The sequence below is a fragment of the Streptomyces saintjeani genome, from assembly GCF_055409605.1.
Genome location: NZ_CP189624.1, coordinates 2,755,631 through 2,770,930, shown reverse-complemented (window position 1 = coordinate 2,770,930; position 15,300 = coordinate 2,755,631). Strand labels below are relative to the sequence as shown.

Here is a 15,300-nt window from a genome sequence, read left to right as displayed (position 1 = left end):
CCTGATCTTGATCGAAGGTCAGGAGAAGAGGGTGATTTCCGTGGAGGACTGGGCAGAGATCCGCAGACTGCACCGGGCCGAGCAGATGCCGATCCGGGCGATCGCCCGGCAGCTGGGCATCTCGAAGAACACCGTGAAACGGGCGCTGGCCACCAACCGGCCGCCGGTCTACTCCCGGCCGGCCAAGGGCTCGGCGGTCGACACGGTCGAGCCGCAGATCCGGGAGCTGTTGAAACAGACCCCGACGATGCCCGCGACCGTGATCGCCGAACGGATCGGCTGGGACCGTGGCATGGCTGTCCTCAAAGAACGCGTACGCGAGCTGCGGCCCGCCTATCTGCCCGTCGATCCGGTCTCACGCACCACCTATCAGCCCGGCGAGCTGGCCCAGTGCGACCTGTGGTTCCCGCCCGTCGACATCCCGCTCGGATACGGACAGTCCGGCCGTCCGCCCGTGCTCGTGATGGTGTCCGGCTACTCGCGGATCATCGCCGCACGGATGCTGCCCACCCGCACCACCGGCGACCTGATCGACGGGCACTGGAAGCTGCTGACCGGCTGGAGGGCGGTCCCGCGGATGCTGGTCTGGGACAACGAGGCCGGCATCGGCCGCGGCAAGGTGACTGGCGACTTCGCCGCGTTCGCTGGCCTGCTCGCCACCCGGATCTACCTCTGCAGACCCCGCGACCCGGAAGCGAAAGGGCTGGTGGAGCGGGCCAACGGCTACCTGGAAACCAGCTTCCTGCCGGGCCGCACCTTCACCGGACCCGACGACTTCAACACCCAGCTGACCGCCTGGCTGGCCATCGCCAACCGGCGCCAGCACCGCACCCTGGGCGCCCGCCCCGTCGACCGGTGGGAAGCCGACCGGGCCCAGATGCTCGCCCTGCCGCCGGTCGATCCGCCGCGCTGGTGGCGATTCGCCACCCGCATCGGCCGCGACCACTACATCCGCGTCGACACCTGCGACTACTCCGTGCACCCCCTCGCCATCGGCAAGAAAGTCCAGGTCCGCACCGACACCGACGAGGTCGTCGTGACCCTCGCCCCCGGCGGGGCGGAAGTCGCCCGCCATCCACGCTGCTGGGCCAAGCAACAGACCATCACCGACCCGGTCCATGCACGCGCCGCCGCCGTTCTGCGCGGCGACTACCGCCACCATCAAGCCTCCCAGGCCCAGGCCGCCCGTCGGCACAGCGCCGCCACCGCAAGTGATCTCGTCGAGGTCGAACAACGCCAACTCGACTCCTATGACCGCATGTTCACCCTCATCGAGGGCGGCGGTCAGGCCGATGATCCGGAGGTCTCCTGATGCCCGTCACCACCAAGACCACCGCCGCGGCGGGGCCCAGGACCGGCCGTCAGACTGCCGCCGACCTGTCCTTCCTGGCCCGGGCGATGAAGGCCCCGGCCTTGCTGGACGCCGCCGAACGCCTGGCCGAACGTGCCTTGAAGGAGACCTGGACACACACCGAGTTCCTCGTCGCCTGCCTCCAGCGGGAGGTCTCCGCCCGCGAGTCCCACGGCGGCGAGGCCCGCATCCGCACCGCCCGCTTCCCCGCGATCAAGACGATCGAGGAACTCGACGTCACCCATCTGCGCGGCATAACGCGCCAACAGCTCGCGCATCTGGGCACGTTGGACTTCATCACCGGCAAGGAGAACGCCGTTTTTCTGGGACCGCCGGGGACCGGGAAGACACACCTGGCGATCGGACTCGCGGTCCGCGCCTGCCAGGCCGGCCACCGGGTCGCGTTCGCCACCGCCGCCGAATGGGTCGACCGCCTGGCCGCCGCCCACCACGCCGGACACCTCCAGGCCGAGCTCACCAAACTGTCCCGCTATCCGCTGATCGTGGTCGACGAGGTCGGCTACATCCCCTTCGAGTCCGAGGCCGCGAACCTGTTCTTCCAGCTGGTCTCGAACCGATACGAGAGAGCGAGTGTGATCGTCACGAGCAACAAACCCTTCGGACGCTGGGGCGAGGTCTTCGGCGACGAGACCGTGGCCGCCGCCATGATCGACCGCCTCGTCCACCACGCCGAGGTCCACTCCCTCAAAGGCGACTCCTACCGCATGCGCGGACGCCAACTCGGACGCGTCCCCACCGCCCCACACGACACCGACTGAACACCGGCAACCAGACCCGGTGGGTCAGAACTCGACCGCCCACACCGGGTCAGGATTCAACCGCCGCCGACACTCGTCAATCACATCGCCCAGGAAGAATCCGGTAAATCTGCCACTGATGGTACGAGGTGACAATCCGAGGATCGTGTGGCCGCCGGGCTCTATGCGGTAGGCGGTGTCGCCGCCGACGTTGTTGATGTGCAGGCGTACGGGCCGGTCCCGGTCACGCTGGTGCGGATGCGGCACGGGTGTCGGCTCGTCGAATGCGTTCAGGTGCTGCAGTACACGGTGAACGTGCCCCGGGTGAGGGCGTGGACGTACGTCTCGGCGCCGGCCAGTAGCCGCAGGTGTTCCTCGGTGCACGCAGATGCGGACAGCCCGGGCTGGGCGAGCACGGTGTGGACGCGAGGACGCAACTGCGGGGCGAGTTCACGGATCCGGTAGAGCTCCTCGATACTGCCGACCTCGAAGGGCGAGACGCCGGTGCGGGCCCGGAAGCTTCTGGCGCGTCGGTCCAGATGGTTCAGGAGCGGGCCCAGGTGGTTCTGCCGCCACTTCGCGCCACGGACGGCCTGGCCGCACAGTTCATACAGGTCGGCCACCCGGCCGCCAGGGGTTGGTTCTGAGGAGTACTTGCAGTGGACCAGGGCGACGACGAGTTCGTCACCGTCGATCTTCATTCCGACCAGGTCGGCTGCCTCGCGAGCGCGGTCGTCGTCGATAAGGACGTCGAACTCCTGCGACTGCTGCAGGTGGGCGGATATGTAGGCCTGGATGGAGTCAGGTTCGCGCGTGGCAGTCTGAGACTCCTTCTGGATGTCCACCCCGGCCCAGCTCAGGACGGTCAATCGTCTGCGGTCGAAGGGATCGAGATCTTTGCGAGGGGCGAGCAGCCGGTCCTCGGCGGTGATCATCTTGTCGCCCGCCAGGAACAGAGTGGGCTTGTTCCGATTGATCCATTCCTCAAGCGAATACTCGTGGATTCCGGAGCGGACACGCCCGTCCAACTCGCCGGGGGCGTAGGTCAGACCGGTGTCGGTGAAGTCGGCACCGTAGGCGATCTGCCAGGCAGGAGTGGTCAGACGGATCCGGAAGGGGCCGGTAGGGGAGTGGTCTGCCACTTCCAGAGCGACGTCGATGGCGGAGTAGGCGGTGCCGGCGTGGGAGATCTGCGGGCCGGGTCCGTTGCCGGTGAACAGCGGCCAGGGCCATTCGGCCGCGATGAGTACACCCTCGGGGCGTTCGGTGAGGTCCTCGGGGAAGATGAACCCGTCCATGACGGTGGCCAGGTCGATGCTGGAGTCGGTGAGCTTGGCCCCCTGCTCGTCACACCAGTCGGTCCAGGCTTTGAGGTTGGGGGCGGTCTGCATCGACCAGAACCGTCCCGACAAGGCGGCGCTGATGGTGGTCTTCTCCCCGTTGCGGAATCCGGAGGCGGCAATGTGGGTCTGGCTCTTGCCCTGCCGGTCGGCGGTGGTCAGCGCCTCGTAGACGTCGCTACCCACATGCATGGAGAACCGGTTGAAGTGGTCCCGTGAATCCAGCAGGCCCACGTTGGTGGGGATCAGGCGCTCCATGTGACCCAGCACCCTGAAGGTCGGCATACCGGTGACCGGTCGGGAGTCCATGCCCAGGACGGCTTGGGCGAGTTCCCGGTAGTCGCCGGTGTTGTTCGAGCCATGGATGTAGAGCAGGCCTCGGTCACGGCTGAAGTACATGACGATCAGCTCGTAGGTGACCTGCTCCAGGGCCTGAGGGGCTCCCCAGCGCACTTCGCTGCGGTTCTCCACCACGAACCAGGCAACGGTGGAAGCCGTGTTGACCGCGATGGTGCTGTCCAGGACCCGATCGTCGCCGTAGACCTCCAACGCCCGTTCGGGAGTCCAAGCATGGCCAGGAGCTCTGTGAGCGATGGCGCTCATCTTGGGTTCCAGCACCGCGACCGACACCTCTTCCGGGGCATCGGTGAAGGACGCCTCGAAGCCGCTGATCTCCTCCATGCTCGCCGTGGCCCGTTCGGTGATGTCATGCAGGATCGTGTCCCAGTCAGCATCCTCGCGCAGCAGTTCACGCAGCGGCGACAGCGCCACCGACGGATCACGGGCTACGAACACCGAGGCCGTTCCGATCGTCGAGCCCGCGGAAGTGGACCGGGTGAACCGCCCAATAAACTGGATCATCGGGCTCAGGCTCTTCTTCACGTCGTGCAGTGCGGCGATCTTCAGGGCCGGCAAGTCGAAGCCCTCACCGAGCATGTCGACGCAGACCACGATCCGGCACGACCGATCTGCCAGAGCGGCCAACGCCGCACGCCGCGCTCTGGCCGCCACCCTCTCGTGCAGAACCGTCGGATTCAGGTCCGGCGCGAGTGCCTGATAGAGCTCGCCGAGTTCCTTGGCCCGCGCGATGCTCCTCGCCCTCACCATCACGATGTGATCCAGCCCCGCAGCCCGGTCCTCGCGCAGCTGTCCTACCGCCAGCTTCGAGAGCTCTCGGTCAGTGTCCTCCAGACTTAGCACGGCCCGGTAGTTGATGGGGGTGAAGTACCCGTCCCGTTGGGCCTCCCGTAGCGGGAACCGAAAGATCGTCCGCCCGGGCACGGGCCGCCCGTCCTCTCTGAACGGGGTGGCGGTGAACAGCAGGACACGCCGATCGGCGAAGGCGTCGACAATGCGTGACCAGCTGGGCGCCGGTGCGTGGTGGGCCTCATCGACCACCAGGTGACTGAACGCGGCCAGCAGGGCGTTGCGAGCCCCCGGCTCGCAGGCCTGAAGTGCATGCGGGGTTGCGACCACCACGTTGCAGGCAGAGGCGAACGCTGCAGCGTTGGAGGCGTCGTGGAAGCCGTGCTGGAGTTTTCCCACCACGGGGCGCATCACGCTCGGAGTGACAATCTGGTGCGTGTGCAGGATGCCGAGTGACTCGAACTTCGCCGCAATTTGATCACGCAGCGCCGCAGTCGGCACCAGCACCAGCAGACGCACAGGACGGGCGGCCACAAGCAGTGCGAGCATCGTCTCCGTTTTGCCCGTTCCGGTGGGCATCACCACGATTCCCGGAGCCGTCACCCCGGAGGCCCAGTAGCCGATCACCGAGTGCAGGGCACCGATCTGGGGACGTCGCAGGGCGTGCGGTTCGGCGTGGTCGCGGAACCCGATGCCGTCAACAAACGAGGCCAGTACCGTCTGCGGCGAGCGAAGTACCGTGTCGCCAATCCACCCCACCCGCCCGCCCGTTCTGACGGTGGGTATGACAGCCGTCAGCTGCACAGGCTCCCCGCCTCCGGCTTGTATCGCAGGCCACCTGCCCTGGACGCTGGCTACCTCCAGCCCGGTGGCTGCCTCCACCACATCCAAAGTGCCCGAGGGCACCAGTAGTTGGCGCACCACATTGCGACCGAAGACGATCTGCTGGGCCCACACTTTGGTGGTCACGACGTGCACACGTGCTCCTGTTCCTCACCAGTCCGGACTGGCAGCCCAGTCGCCCCAGTGCCCTCACCCAACCACCGCGCCCCTTACAACGCGCCAGCAGGGATTCAACCGATATACACCCATGAGTCGGCCACCGCACCCCATATGCCGGGTGACCTGCCTCCAGCCCTTAGTGAGACTGGGCCCTCACCGGGGCACTGCGGAGACGTAGCCAAGACCGCAAGGCGATAGAAGGCGCTCTTACCTCTACGCGTAGTAGGCGTAGTGGGAGGCGATTCGAGTGCTCGGCGGGACGTGTTTGAGGATGGAACGATGCCTTTGCCGATCGGGCGGAGGAGAATGTCTTCGAGGGCGGTCCGTACCGGTCGACGGGGTGATGAGCCCTCGCCGACCACGGTGCCTCGGGTTGTGCATCCGAATGTCAGTCGTCACCCCTATCGTCGGCATCAGTACTTTCAGGGGGATCCAGGGGGAACGGTGACCGACGGACAGAGGCGAGCGAGGCGGTCCACGGGCTCCGGCGGCTCGGCGAGGCGTAAGCGGGTTGTAGCGACGGCGGTCATGGAGGCCGAGGGATGTCTCGCCGACCTGAAGCGCGGACGTCGCGCCGCTCTCGAAATCAAGGAGATCACCGAGCGGATGCTCTCGCCCGAGTACAAGGGGCGCGTGCTCGTCGAACTGCTCCAGAACGCACATGACGCGCACCCCGCCCGGGACGGCGGGGGTCGCGTCGAGATCGTGCTCGATGAGGACGAGGGCGAGCACGGCGTTCTGTACGTGGCGAACGGCGGCAGGCCCCTCGGGTACAAGAACTTCGAGGCGCTGTGCAGCATTGGCCTGTCGAGTAAGCGCCCCGACGAGGGCATCGGCCACAAGGGCGTCGGATTCAAGAGCGTCCTGCAACTCAGCTCCGCCCCCGAGTTGTACAGCGTCGTGGGATCCACCTCCAAGGCCTTCGACGGGTTCTGTTTCCGCTTCGCCCGGGATGACGACTTCGAATGGCTGGCGGACCAGGCCGCGCCCGGCCGCCCGGAGGCCGCTGGCCAACTGCGCGCAAATCTCTCGTCGTTGAAGGTCCCGGTGCCGGTGGACGATGTCCCGGCCGCGGTGGTGCCCTTCCGCAGACGGGGACTGGTGACCGTGGTCCGACTCCCGCTCCGGAACGCCGACGCGAGGCAGGAAGCGTCACGCCAGCTGCGTGAACTGACAGATGACGGGGCGCCGTTCGAACTCTTCCTGGACCGTCTTGGCAAAGTGACCGTGACACACCGGGTGGGTGGCCTTGGGCGCCCCAGCGTCTACACACGCAAGGTAGACCCTCTCTTCACCGCTCCCGGCCTGAAGATTCAGCAGATCACCCTGCGCCGCCGCATGCGCCTGATCATGGTGACGGCCGCCGTGCACCGTGAACGCGCGCACGAGGCCATTGCCGTAGGCCGCGAATCAGGACCGCTGACGGACGGCTGGCAGGCGCTGGGTGACTCGGCTGTGGTCAGCGTGGCAGTGCCCGCGGGCGAGCCGCTGGAGCGCGGCAGGCTCTATACCTTCCTGCCCATGGGGGCACAGCCGACCTGCCCGGTGCGCGGGTTCCTCAACGCTCCTTTCCACACGGACGTGAGCCGACGCACCATGGCGGAGTCCACGCAGTGGAACGACCTGCTGCTCGACACCGTGGCCGAGGCCTGCGCACAGGCGGCCGTGCTGGTCGACGAGGGACACGTCGCCCTGCCCGCAGGTGCTCTGGTCGACCTGATGTGCTGGGAGCACGACCAGGCTCGGCGCCTGGAGCTGGCCTTCAAGGCACAGGACCGTGAGTTCGACGACCTCCCGTTCATGCCGGTATTGCACCCCACGGGGGCCCGCACCTCGTACCGCCATGGCTACCTGTGGCACGGCCCCGACCAGGCCCGCGTGTTCACACCGCAGGCCGTGGCCGCCGCCGGGGTTTGGCAGGTGATCGACCCTCAGCTCCACCCCCTGCACGCCGAGCGGCTGGTTGCGCTGGGTACGGCGCGTGGACTGGGGCTCCTCCCGCCTGCCTCCGTGCTCGCCCGCTGGGCGGAGAGCGTCGCATCGGCCCTCGCCCAGAGGGAGTTCGATGCGGGGAAGTGGGCGGACTATTACTACGACCTCTCGGTCTGCTTCGCCCGCACCGGCGAGGAGCTGAAGGGCAGGAAGATCGTCCTCACGACCGATGGGAAGCTGGCTCCGGCTGGCGATCCCGGGCTGTTCTTCCGCCGCTCGGACGGTCCGTCCGCAGTGCTGCCCGATCTTCCGCCTGGACTCGCGAACAGCATCTCCTTCGTCCACGCGGAGATCGCCTGGACGGGACGGAGGACGAGCCGGCGCTCCCGCGGCCGCACCTGGCTGGAGGAACAGGGGCTGGTACGCGACTACAGTCCGCAAGCCCTCCTGGACGTGCTGGGCGAAGCCATGCGCAAGGACCGTGAGGACGACGAGGCCCTGCGCGAGCACCTTCTGTTCGCCTGCGCTCTGTGGGCGTCCTCCCTGGATGGGCACGGCAAGGGGCCTGTGATCAAAGGGTTGCTGGTGCCGGGCCGCAAGGGCTGGGTGCCCGCGGCGGAGGCCATGTTCGGCGACGGCTGGACAGGGGGACACAGCGGGATCGACCGGACGCTGACCCGCTTTCTCGACCGTACCGAGGGAGTTTCCCGTGCTCTGGCCGCCGCCACCGACCGGGTTGTCCGTCCTGCTGAGGGCGTCTGCGCCGGCACCCGGACCGACGCACAGACCCTGCGGCGCTTCCTCGAACAGCAGGGTGTCCGCCACGGCCTGCTACCGACCTACGTGGCAACGTCACAGGCGGTGAAGGGTCAGTATCTCAACCACCCCTCCGTCTTTCCCGGACTGTGGGCACTGAGCCTGAGCCAGGACGAGCGGGCCCAATGGCGGTCGACCGCCGAGCGCTGGCCCAAGCGCCGCGACGACCTCTACCTGACTGTCGAGTACCGCCCGACCCGCAAGAGAGTGGCCATGCTCCCCGGCCAGCGGGAGTACACCGCATTCGACGAGGAGAGCCGCCGACTCTACGCCGAGCTGATCGTCCACGGTCTGGACACCTGGCCCGCCGACGCCCTTGAGCTGCGCTTCGCGGGCGGCTCGGACCGGCAGGGCACACCGTGGCCCACCCCGCTGGCAGCCTTCCTGAGCCGAGTGCCATGGATTCCCCAGACGGGCGACGACGAGGACGCCCCCGATTTCACCACGGCCGGCCTGGCGTGGTGGTGGGCCGCGGCGGAGGCACCGCCCGCCTTCCTCACCGTTGCCTCCGCTGCGCTGCGCAGACGACAGTCGGACCGCGTCCTCAGGCGCCTGCGCCTCCTCGGAGTACGCCGCTGGGACGGCCCGGAGACCGCCGGTGACCGGCTGCGCCACCTGCCCACCCTGCTGCGCCGCATGCCCCGGCTTAGGCAGGGTCGCCTCGGACACCTTCTGGGCAGGGCCTACGAACAGGCCTGGGCCGATTGGCTGCCCCCGCACCAGACCGGCCCAGGCTGGCACGCCGAACACCTGCCCGAACTCCTCGTGAGCAGGGCCGGGATGCTGGACGTCCTCCCGGCCGAATGTGAAGCCGAACCGGTCTACGTGCCCGATGTGGCGGGAACTCAGAACCGCAGACTGCTCGACCAGGTGCCTGTGCCTGTCCTCCCCGTCGACGACCGGGCTCTGGGCCGACGTATTCACGCCCACCTGGTGGCACAGGGACGCCACCCGGTCCGCGGGACGAGCGAGGCGGAGATCGACATCCGCGTGGATCTGCTGCCGATCGCCGACGCACCTCGCACTCCGCTGCTCACCATAGCCGGACCGTGGCTGCACACCCTCCTGGCCGCGCTGGTGGAATTCGACGACGACCGGTCTTCCCGCCCCGACGCACCCACCGCACCCCATGTACGACGACGGCTGGAGACCTGCGGTGCCGTGTCCGCCCGCACCACCGTCACACACATAGCCGGACACACCCTCGAAGGCCCCGGCGCCGACCGCTCCCTCCTGCACGACGATCCGGAGGAACCCTGCCTCGTTGTCGTGTGCGCGCAGCCGTCCTCCGACTGGCACGTGCTCCAGACCGCCTCCACCGCCCTGAGTACCCTGATCGGCGCCCCGTATCTGGCCACGTCGGTACGGCTGGCACTCATCGAACTGGAGCGCCGTGACCGTTCCGTCACGGACGTCATCGACTCGGACATCGCCGCCGTGGTCGGCATCTCACCGCAGCGGCTGGAGGCCGTCCTCGCCGACCGTGCCTCTATCCGCTCCGGCAGCGCCCGTCTCGTCCCCCTGCTCGCCTGCGTCGCCCCCGACCTCGCCGACGAACTGCGGCGCGGACAGGAGGACCTGCACGACCGCGAAGAACTCCACGACTGGCTCGTGGCGCGACTCGATCTCGACCGCGCCGACCACCTTCTAGCGCTCGTGGACGAGAATGACTGGCAGCGGAAGCTGTCCGCCCTGGGTGTGCCCCTGGTCGAGGCCAACAGGGCCTGGCAGGCACTGGGCCTGCCGACGGTTGACAACTCGGAGACCCACCAACGGCAGTTCCAGGCCTGGTTGCAGCAGAACCGGGCCCGACTGGCCGACAGAGTTCGTGACGCGTACGTGACGACCCACAAGGCGGGCAGCCCCCTCACAGAGTACGTACGGCTCCGCTCGTTCCCCGGACTGGAGCCGGACCCCCAGTGGGGACTCGCCCACTGGGATCTCACCACCGACCTGCTCGACGCCCAGGCCGAGGCATGGGCCGCCACCCACCTGCCTCCGACGCCAGCCCGGCAGCACTCGCCGCGTCCGGTGGCCGAGGTCCACGAGGGGTGCGTCGACACCGTCCACACGCTCCTTCCCCGCCTGCGCGCAAGGATGGAGGCATGGCTCAACCGTCAGGGCCACGAAGGTCCCTCGCTGCCGTCGGCCACTGAGGTCGCGTCGGCGATGGACGCCGAGGGCCGGCTTGACTTCGAGCCGATCGGCGTCCGTACGCTGATCGCTTGGCTCCAGACCCATGGTCACTGGCCCGAGGGCATGCCCGCCACGGACCGGGCGGCCGACCTGGGCCTCAACGACCCCCCACCCCTCAGACCGGTCCAACCCAGCGGCAGCACCCCTCTCCGACCCACCCCGGGTCCATCGCTCCTCCTCAACGGCCGCGCGCTCCCGATCGGCCCGGACAACCTGCGTGATCTCGCACGGCAGATCGCCGCCGACCTCACCCCCGACCAACTCGCCGCCTCCCCGCATCCCGGCACACCGTCGGCACCTGCACTCCCGAGACAACGAACCACCTCCGCGGTCGCCGGTCGCGGCGGGGGATACCGGGCCGTCCCCCGGGACCCGCAGAAGGACAGGGCCGTCGGACTCGCAGGAGAGGTGGCAGTGGCCGCTTGGTTGGAGCGGCAGTACGGCGTCCCCCGCGAGGAATCCTGGAAGTCCGGGCTACGCCAATACGTCTTCGCCGACGGCTCGGGCGACGACAGCCTCGGCTACGACTTCCTCATCTACGACGGGGATCGCACCCTCCTGTACGAGGTGAAGGCCTCGACCGGGGACAGGGGCGAGTTCGAACTCGGCGAGTCCGAAGTAGAACGAGCAAGTCGCCTTCGCCCGGATGAGACGTACACCATCGTCTACGTCTCCCACGTCCTCGACGGCACCCACCGACGCATCACCCCTCTCCCCAACCCGTTCAGCGCCCCCGGTCTCGCCGGCTACCGCCTCGTCGGCACGGCCATGCGTCTGCGGTTCGAACTGCCGCCGGGGTGACCGGGACCATCCCGTAGGCGAACGAGGTTGAGTTGCGCCCGTGTTGTCTGATCCCTGACGACAACGGGCAATGAGCCCCGTGACGCGGCAGTTGGGTCACCCAAGGGATCACCGGGCCTCGGCGTTGGGCGACGTCAGGTCGGGTGGGTAGCCCTTGGCACGGAGCCAGGTGTCGAGGGCGAGGGCGACGATGTCGCCGTGGGGCACGTCGTGGTCGGCGTTGTAGCGGCGGATGCGTTTTTGGAGCTGAAGTACATCGGGAACGGCGTAGTTGAGCTGTCCGCGATGGGTGCGGCGATTGCTGATGATCTCTAGCGTGTTCGGGTGGGGCGTGAAGAGGTCGTCGGCGGGCTGGGACTGCGCTTCCAAGGCGTCGGCCAGCTCACGCAGTCGTCGGGCTTGATAGGCGAGGTCGGGCACGAGCTGCTCCGGTTGGTCCGGATAGACGGATAGCTAGCCGCCTATTGGATTAGTCGAATAGTCGGGCGTGCGGGTGGCCGCGCACTCCCTACGAGGGCGGCCACCCCAGGCGATGCACGCTGCGTCAAAATCCGCGGGTGGTGAGCCACTCGTCCAGCGCGACGGAGACGATGTCGCCGATGGGCAGGTGGTCGAGTTCGTTGTCCAGCGCGAAGCGTTTGAGCCGCTTCTTCAGCCTCAGCGCCGCGGGGACGGACGAGTCGAGGCTCTCGCGCGTGATGATGCGCTGGTTGAGGATCACGGCCGTCGCGGGGATGTCCTTCGGGCGGCCGGGGCCGTGAGCCCACGGCGTTCCCTCGCTCGGTGCTTCCTCCGGTCGCACGTACTGCTCCTGGTGAGATCCCGGACCATCGCTCCGCACCGGGAACGCGGTACCGCCCGCGACCGGAGAAGCCGCCGGGCGGACTGCCACCTCTGCGGCCGTGGGCCTGTCAGGAGCCGCGGACGTGATGGGCGAGTGGCCGTGTCGCGCAGCGGGTTCGGTCGGTTGCGCGGGCCGCACCGCTGGAGCTGTAGGTTCGGCAGCCGGAGGCTCATGCTGCACTTGTCGCTCCACCCGATCCTCAGCGGTTTCCTTCCCCACCTCGGGGGCGACGAAGGCGGTGCGCACCGGCTGACTGGTGACCGGCTCCCGCACCGGGCCGCTCGATACCACCTCGATGGTCGGCTGGGTGGAGGTCTGTGTCTCTTCGGGCGCTGCTGCGATCCGGCCCTGCTTCGAGGCCTCGTCGAGGACGGTGGAAGGAGCAGGCTCACCCTTCGGCGGTTCGGTGGTGGGACGGCCTGGGTCCTTGGGGGTGGCCTGTTCAGCGGCGTACTGCTCGGGGGTGAGCTCGGCGGTCGGGGGAGGAGGCGGAGGGGTGGACTTCTTGGTTCCGCCCAAGGTACGGCCGCCCGTGCGGCGGGCCGGGGGCTTCATACGTTCGGTCATGCTGCGGTCAGCTCCTTCATCAGCTCGGCGTACTCGCTCAGCTCGGTCGGGATCTCGCCGAAGGCCTCCATGTAGTGCACCCAGGAATGGATGGTGGTCTCGGCGAGCGGGAACGCCTCGTCGCGGTCCGGGCCGATGCCCTCGCCCTGGGCGGGGTCGAGGAGCTGGTCCTTTGCCCGACTGGGCAGGCTGGTGCGGTCGTCGGCCTTGACCATGACGACGTGGGCGGTGACGCCGTGCTCGTTGCGTGCGGCGGCGCGCTCGGCCTCGTCGAAGGTGGCCACGAGCTTGCGGCGCTCGATCTTGGTGGGGGCGACCGGCACGAGCAGCAGGTTCGCCTCGGTGACAGCCTCGTGGAAGATGCGGGCGCTGCCGCCGCCGGCGTCGACCACGATCGCGCCGAACTCGGCGCGCTTGGCACGGATGTACTCGGCGATGTCGTCGAACGGGTACCGCTCGACAACCAGGTTCTCGGGAATCTCGAAGCCGGCGGCCTGGGCGACCTTGAACCAGTCGTAGGCGGACTGACTGGTGGCGTCGGCGTCCAGCAGCAACGTGGGCAGACCGAGGATGACGGCGTGGTAGAGGGCGATGAACCAGGCGGAGGTGGTCTTGCCGGTACCGCCCTTGAGCATGCCGACGACGATGACGAACGCGTCCCAGGCGCGGGCTGTTGCCGCCGCCAGGGTCTTGTGACGGGTGTTCTCGTTCACGTGTGCTTGATCTCCTGAAATGGGAAGGGGTGTTGTTTTGTGCGCGGGGCGGCGACAGGGGGTGCCCGTGCTGCCCTGTGGCGGCTGGAATGGCGCACGGCCGCCTTCTTGATCTGCCAGGCACGGTGGGGAACAGCAGCGAGGACGGCGATGCTCATGGGCGCTTCCTCGCGTCGCGGGCCGGTCCGTGGCGGTGCTGGGGCCGCATCCGGGTGTCGGCTTGGTGCAGGAGCCGGTAGACGGTGGCGATGGAGTAGCTGTGCTCCCTGGCGAGGTCCGGGACCGTGGCTCCGGCCTCGTACCCTGCCCGCAGGGACAGCGCGAGCTTGCGCCGCTCGGCGGCCCGCGCTGCCGTGCGCATTCGCAGCGTCTGCTGCGTGGTGCGCACGCTGCCGCCGGCCTCGATCAGCAGGCGTCGGGCAGCACGCCTTGTCTCTCCTGCGGCCGCAGCGAGCTCGGTGAGGGTCGCGCCGTGCTGCTCATACAGGGTGCGCAGGTGGGCCGCGAGACGCTGGCGCGCATGTGGATCCTGGCGCATCCGACGGGTCTGCCACGACGTGCGCATCAGGGTCCCGGCGTCGTGCAGTTGGTTGAGGACCGTGCCGTACGACAGCCCACTGGCGGCGACGAGTTCGTCGACGGTGGCACCGGACTCGTACTGCTTGCGCAGGGCCTCAGGCGCCACCGCCCCGCTCGCATCGGACGGGACTGGGGGCTCTGGGTTCATGCGACGGACTCCCATTCGCTGAGGGCTTCGGCATGGGCAGCGGCCAGCTCGTTGTAACTGCGCTGGTCCGATGGGGTGATGAGGATCAGCCGACCGTCGGTGGCCACGCGCCATTCGGTGTCAGGGCGGCCCGTGACCGGGTCGAGGACGCGCCCGCCCGGGGCGTGCCAGGCAGAGGGGATCTTGTCGGGACGAGGTGCCGGGATCAGGACCCAGCGGCCGTCGCGGACGATCACCATGGCCTTGCTGCGGTGCTCCGACAGCCGCTCCAGCGCCTCCCGGTACGCCGCGCGCTCGGCAGCGTGCAGCGCCTTGCGCCGGGTCGCGACGCCTGCGGTGCCGTACTGGTGGGCGACCGCGTCCCAGCCCTGTGCTGGGTGCGCGGTCGGGCCGGGAACCTCATCCGGCAGGCTGGTACCGAAGCCTTCCAGCGCGCGAGGCACGAGGCTCCAGGTCTCTGCGCTGTGGTGCGCGAGGCCGTGGTCGGCCAGGCGTTGCAAGGTCCGGTAGGCGGTGGCCCGGGACACCGATGCTGAGCCGACGAGCTCGCTGACGGTCTGGGCGGGCCGGGCGTGCAGCGCGCCGATGATCATGAGGGCAGAGCTGCCGAGGCCGTGATGGGCGAAGGCGTCGTGGCCCATCAGTCGGCCGATGACGGTGGAATCGATGTCGGCCGCCGCCCGTGTCTCAGGGGTGGGCCACTCCTCAAGTGCCAGGTCGGGGGGGTACTGAGTGGTCTGGAAACGAGACAGCGAAGCGTGGGCGTTGCCGTCGGCGAGGTACCAGGTGGAGCCCTCCTGGCCGTGGCCGACGCGCAGGCGGCGCAGCCAACCGTGCGGCTTGAGGACCGTCTCGTAGACGACCCGCAGCGTCGTCCGGGAGACGCCTGCCTCCTCGGCGGTCTGCCGCTCACTGGCGTGGTGCAGGGGCCCGTCCGCGATCTCCGCGAAGGTCAGATGCGCACGCAGCACCCGCAGCGCGGTCCGCCCCCGCTCCCCGCGCCAGGGCGTCGTCTCGATCCGGTCCCGCACAGCGGCGAGGACCTCGTGCGCCTGCTGGCGCGACTCCAGGACCCGCGTGCTGCTCACCACAGCCGAGGCACTGGCC

The 15,300-nt window shown here is 68.7% G+C and carries 11 protein-coding genes; 3 read left to right on the top strand and 8 right to left on the bottom strand.

The features are described from left to right. Positions 1-31: 31 nt before the first annotated feature. Together istA and istB are read left to right on the top strand one after the other, a co-directional pair. Positions 32-1,312 carry an IS21 family transposase gene (gene istA, locus ACQCO7_RS12385; RefSeq protein WP_464071875.1) on the top strand — a complete coding sequence of 427 codons (1,281 nt, stop codon included), beginning with the start codon at positions 32-34 and terminating at the stop codon, positions 1,310-1,312. Next, a complete protein-coding gene (gene istB / locus ACQCO7_RS12380) occupies positions 1,312-2,130 on the top strand; it encodes an IS21-like element helper ATPase IstB (RefSeq protein ID WP_464071874.1) in 819 nt (272 codons plus the stop codon). The genes istA and istB overlap by 1 nt, the downstream gene beginning before the upstream one ends. Before the next feature lie 24 nt (positions 2,131-2,154). Here the strand turns inward: istB and ACQCO7_RS12375 are convergent, their stop codons facing one another. Together ACQCO7_RS12375 and ACQCO7_RS12370 are read right to left on the bottom strand one after the other, a co-directional pair. Then, a complete protein-coding gene (locus ACQCO7_RS12375) occupies positions 2,155-2,376 on the bottom strand; it encodes a hypothetical protein (protein ID WP_464071873.1) in 222 nt (73 codons plus the stop codon). 23 nt (positions 2,377-2,399) lie between these two features. After that, complete coding sequence (locus ACQCO7_RS12370; RefSeq protein ID WP_464071872.1) at positions 2,400-5,573, bottom strand: DEAD/DEAH box helicase; 3,174 nt, start codon at positions 5,571-5,573, stop codon at positions 2,400-2,402. 552 nt (positions 5,574-6,125) lie between these two features. On the opposite strand from ACQCO7_RS12370, the gene ACQCO7_RS12365 reads away from it, so the two are divergent. Beyond that, positions 6,126-11,342: a sacsin N-terminal ATP-binding-like domain-containing protein gene (locus ACQCO7_RS12365; protein ID WP_464071871.1), complete on the top strand. Its 5,217-nt coding sequence runs from the start codon at positions 6,126-6,128 to the stop codon at positions 11,340-11,342. Between the two features lie 108 nt (positions 11,343-11,450). On the opposite strand, the gene ACQCO7_RS12360 is transcribed toward ACQCO7_RS12365, so the two are convergent. The 6 genes from ACQCO7_RS12360 to ACQCO7_RS12335 form a co-directional block, all read right to left on the bottom strand. Beyond that, positions 11,451-11,762, bottom strand: coding sequence for a hypothetical protein (locus tag ACQCO7_RS12360; RefSeq protein ID WP_329524259.1), 312 nt, complete (start codon positions 11,760-11,762; stop codon positions 11,451-11,453). Positions 11,763-11,886: 124 nt separating this feature from the next. After that, positions 11,887-12,144 carry a hypothetical protein gene (locus ACQCO7_RS12355; protein ID WP_464071870.1) on the bottom strand — a complete coding sequence of 86 codons (258 nt, stop codon included), beginning with the start codon at positions 12,142-12,144 and terminating at the stop codon, positions 11,887-11,889. 605 nt (positions 12,145-12,749) lie between these two features. After that, complete coding sequence (locus ACQCO7_RS12350; protein ID WP_329524261.1) at positions 12,750-13,466, bottom strand: ParA family protein; 717 nt, start codon at positions 13,464-13,466, stop codon at positions 12,750-12,752. Further along, the gene (locus tag ACQCO7_RS12345) at positions 13,463-13,624 is read right to left on the bottom strand and encodes a hypothetical protein (RefSeq protein WP_329524262.1); all 162 of its coding nucleotides are present in this window, start codon (positions 13,622-13,624) and stop codon (positions 13,463-13,465) included. The genes ACQCO7_RS12350 and ACQCO7_RS12345 overlap by 4 nt, the downstream gene beginning before the upstream one ends. Next, on the bottom strand, positions 13,621-14,193 hold the full coding sequence (locus tag ACQCO7_RS12340; protein ID WP_329524263.1) for a helix-turn-helix domain-containing protein: 573 nt from the start codon (positions 14,191-14,193) through the stop codon (positions 13,621-13,623). Before ACQCO7_RS12340 ends, ACQCO7_RS12345 begins: the two co-directional genes overlap by 4 nt. Continuing rightward, positions 14,190-15,281, bottom strand: coding sequence for a helix-turn-helix domain-containing protein (locus ACQCO7_RS12335; RefSeq protein ID WP_464071869.1), 1,092 nt, complete (start codon positions 15,279-15,281; stop codon positions 14,190-14,192). Before ACQCO7_RS12335 ends, ACQCO7_RS12340 begins: the two co-directional genes overlap by 4 nt. Positions 15,282-15,300: the final 19 nt, after the last annotated feature.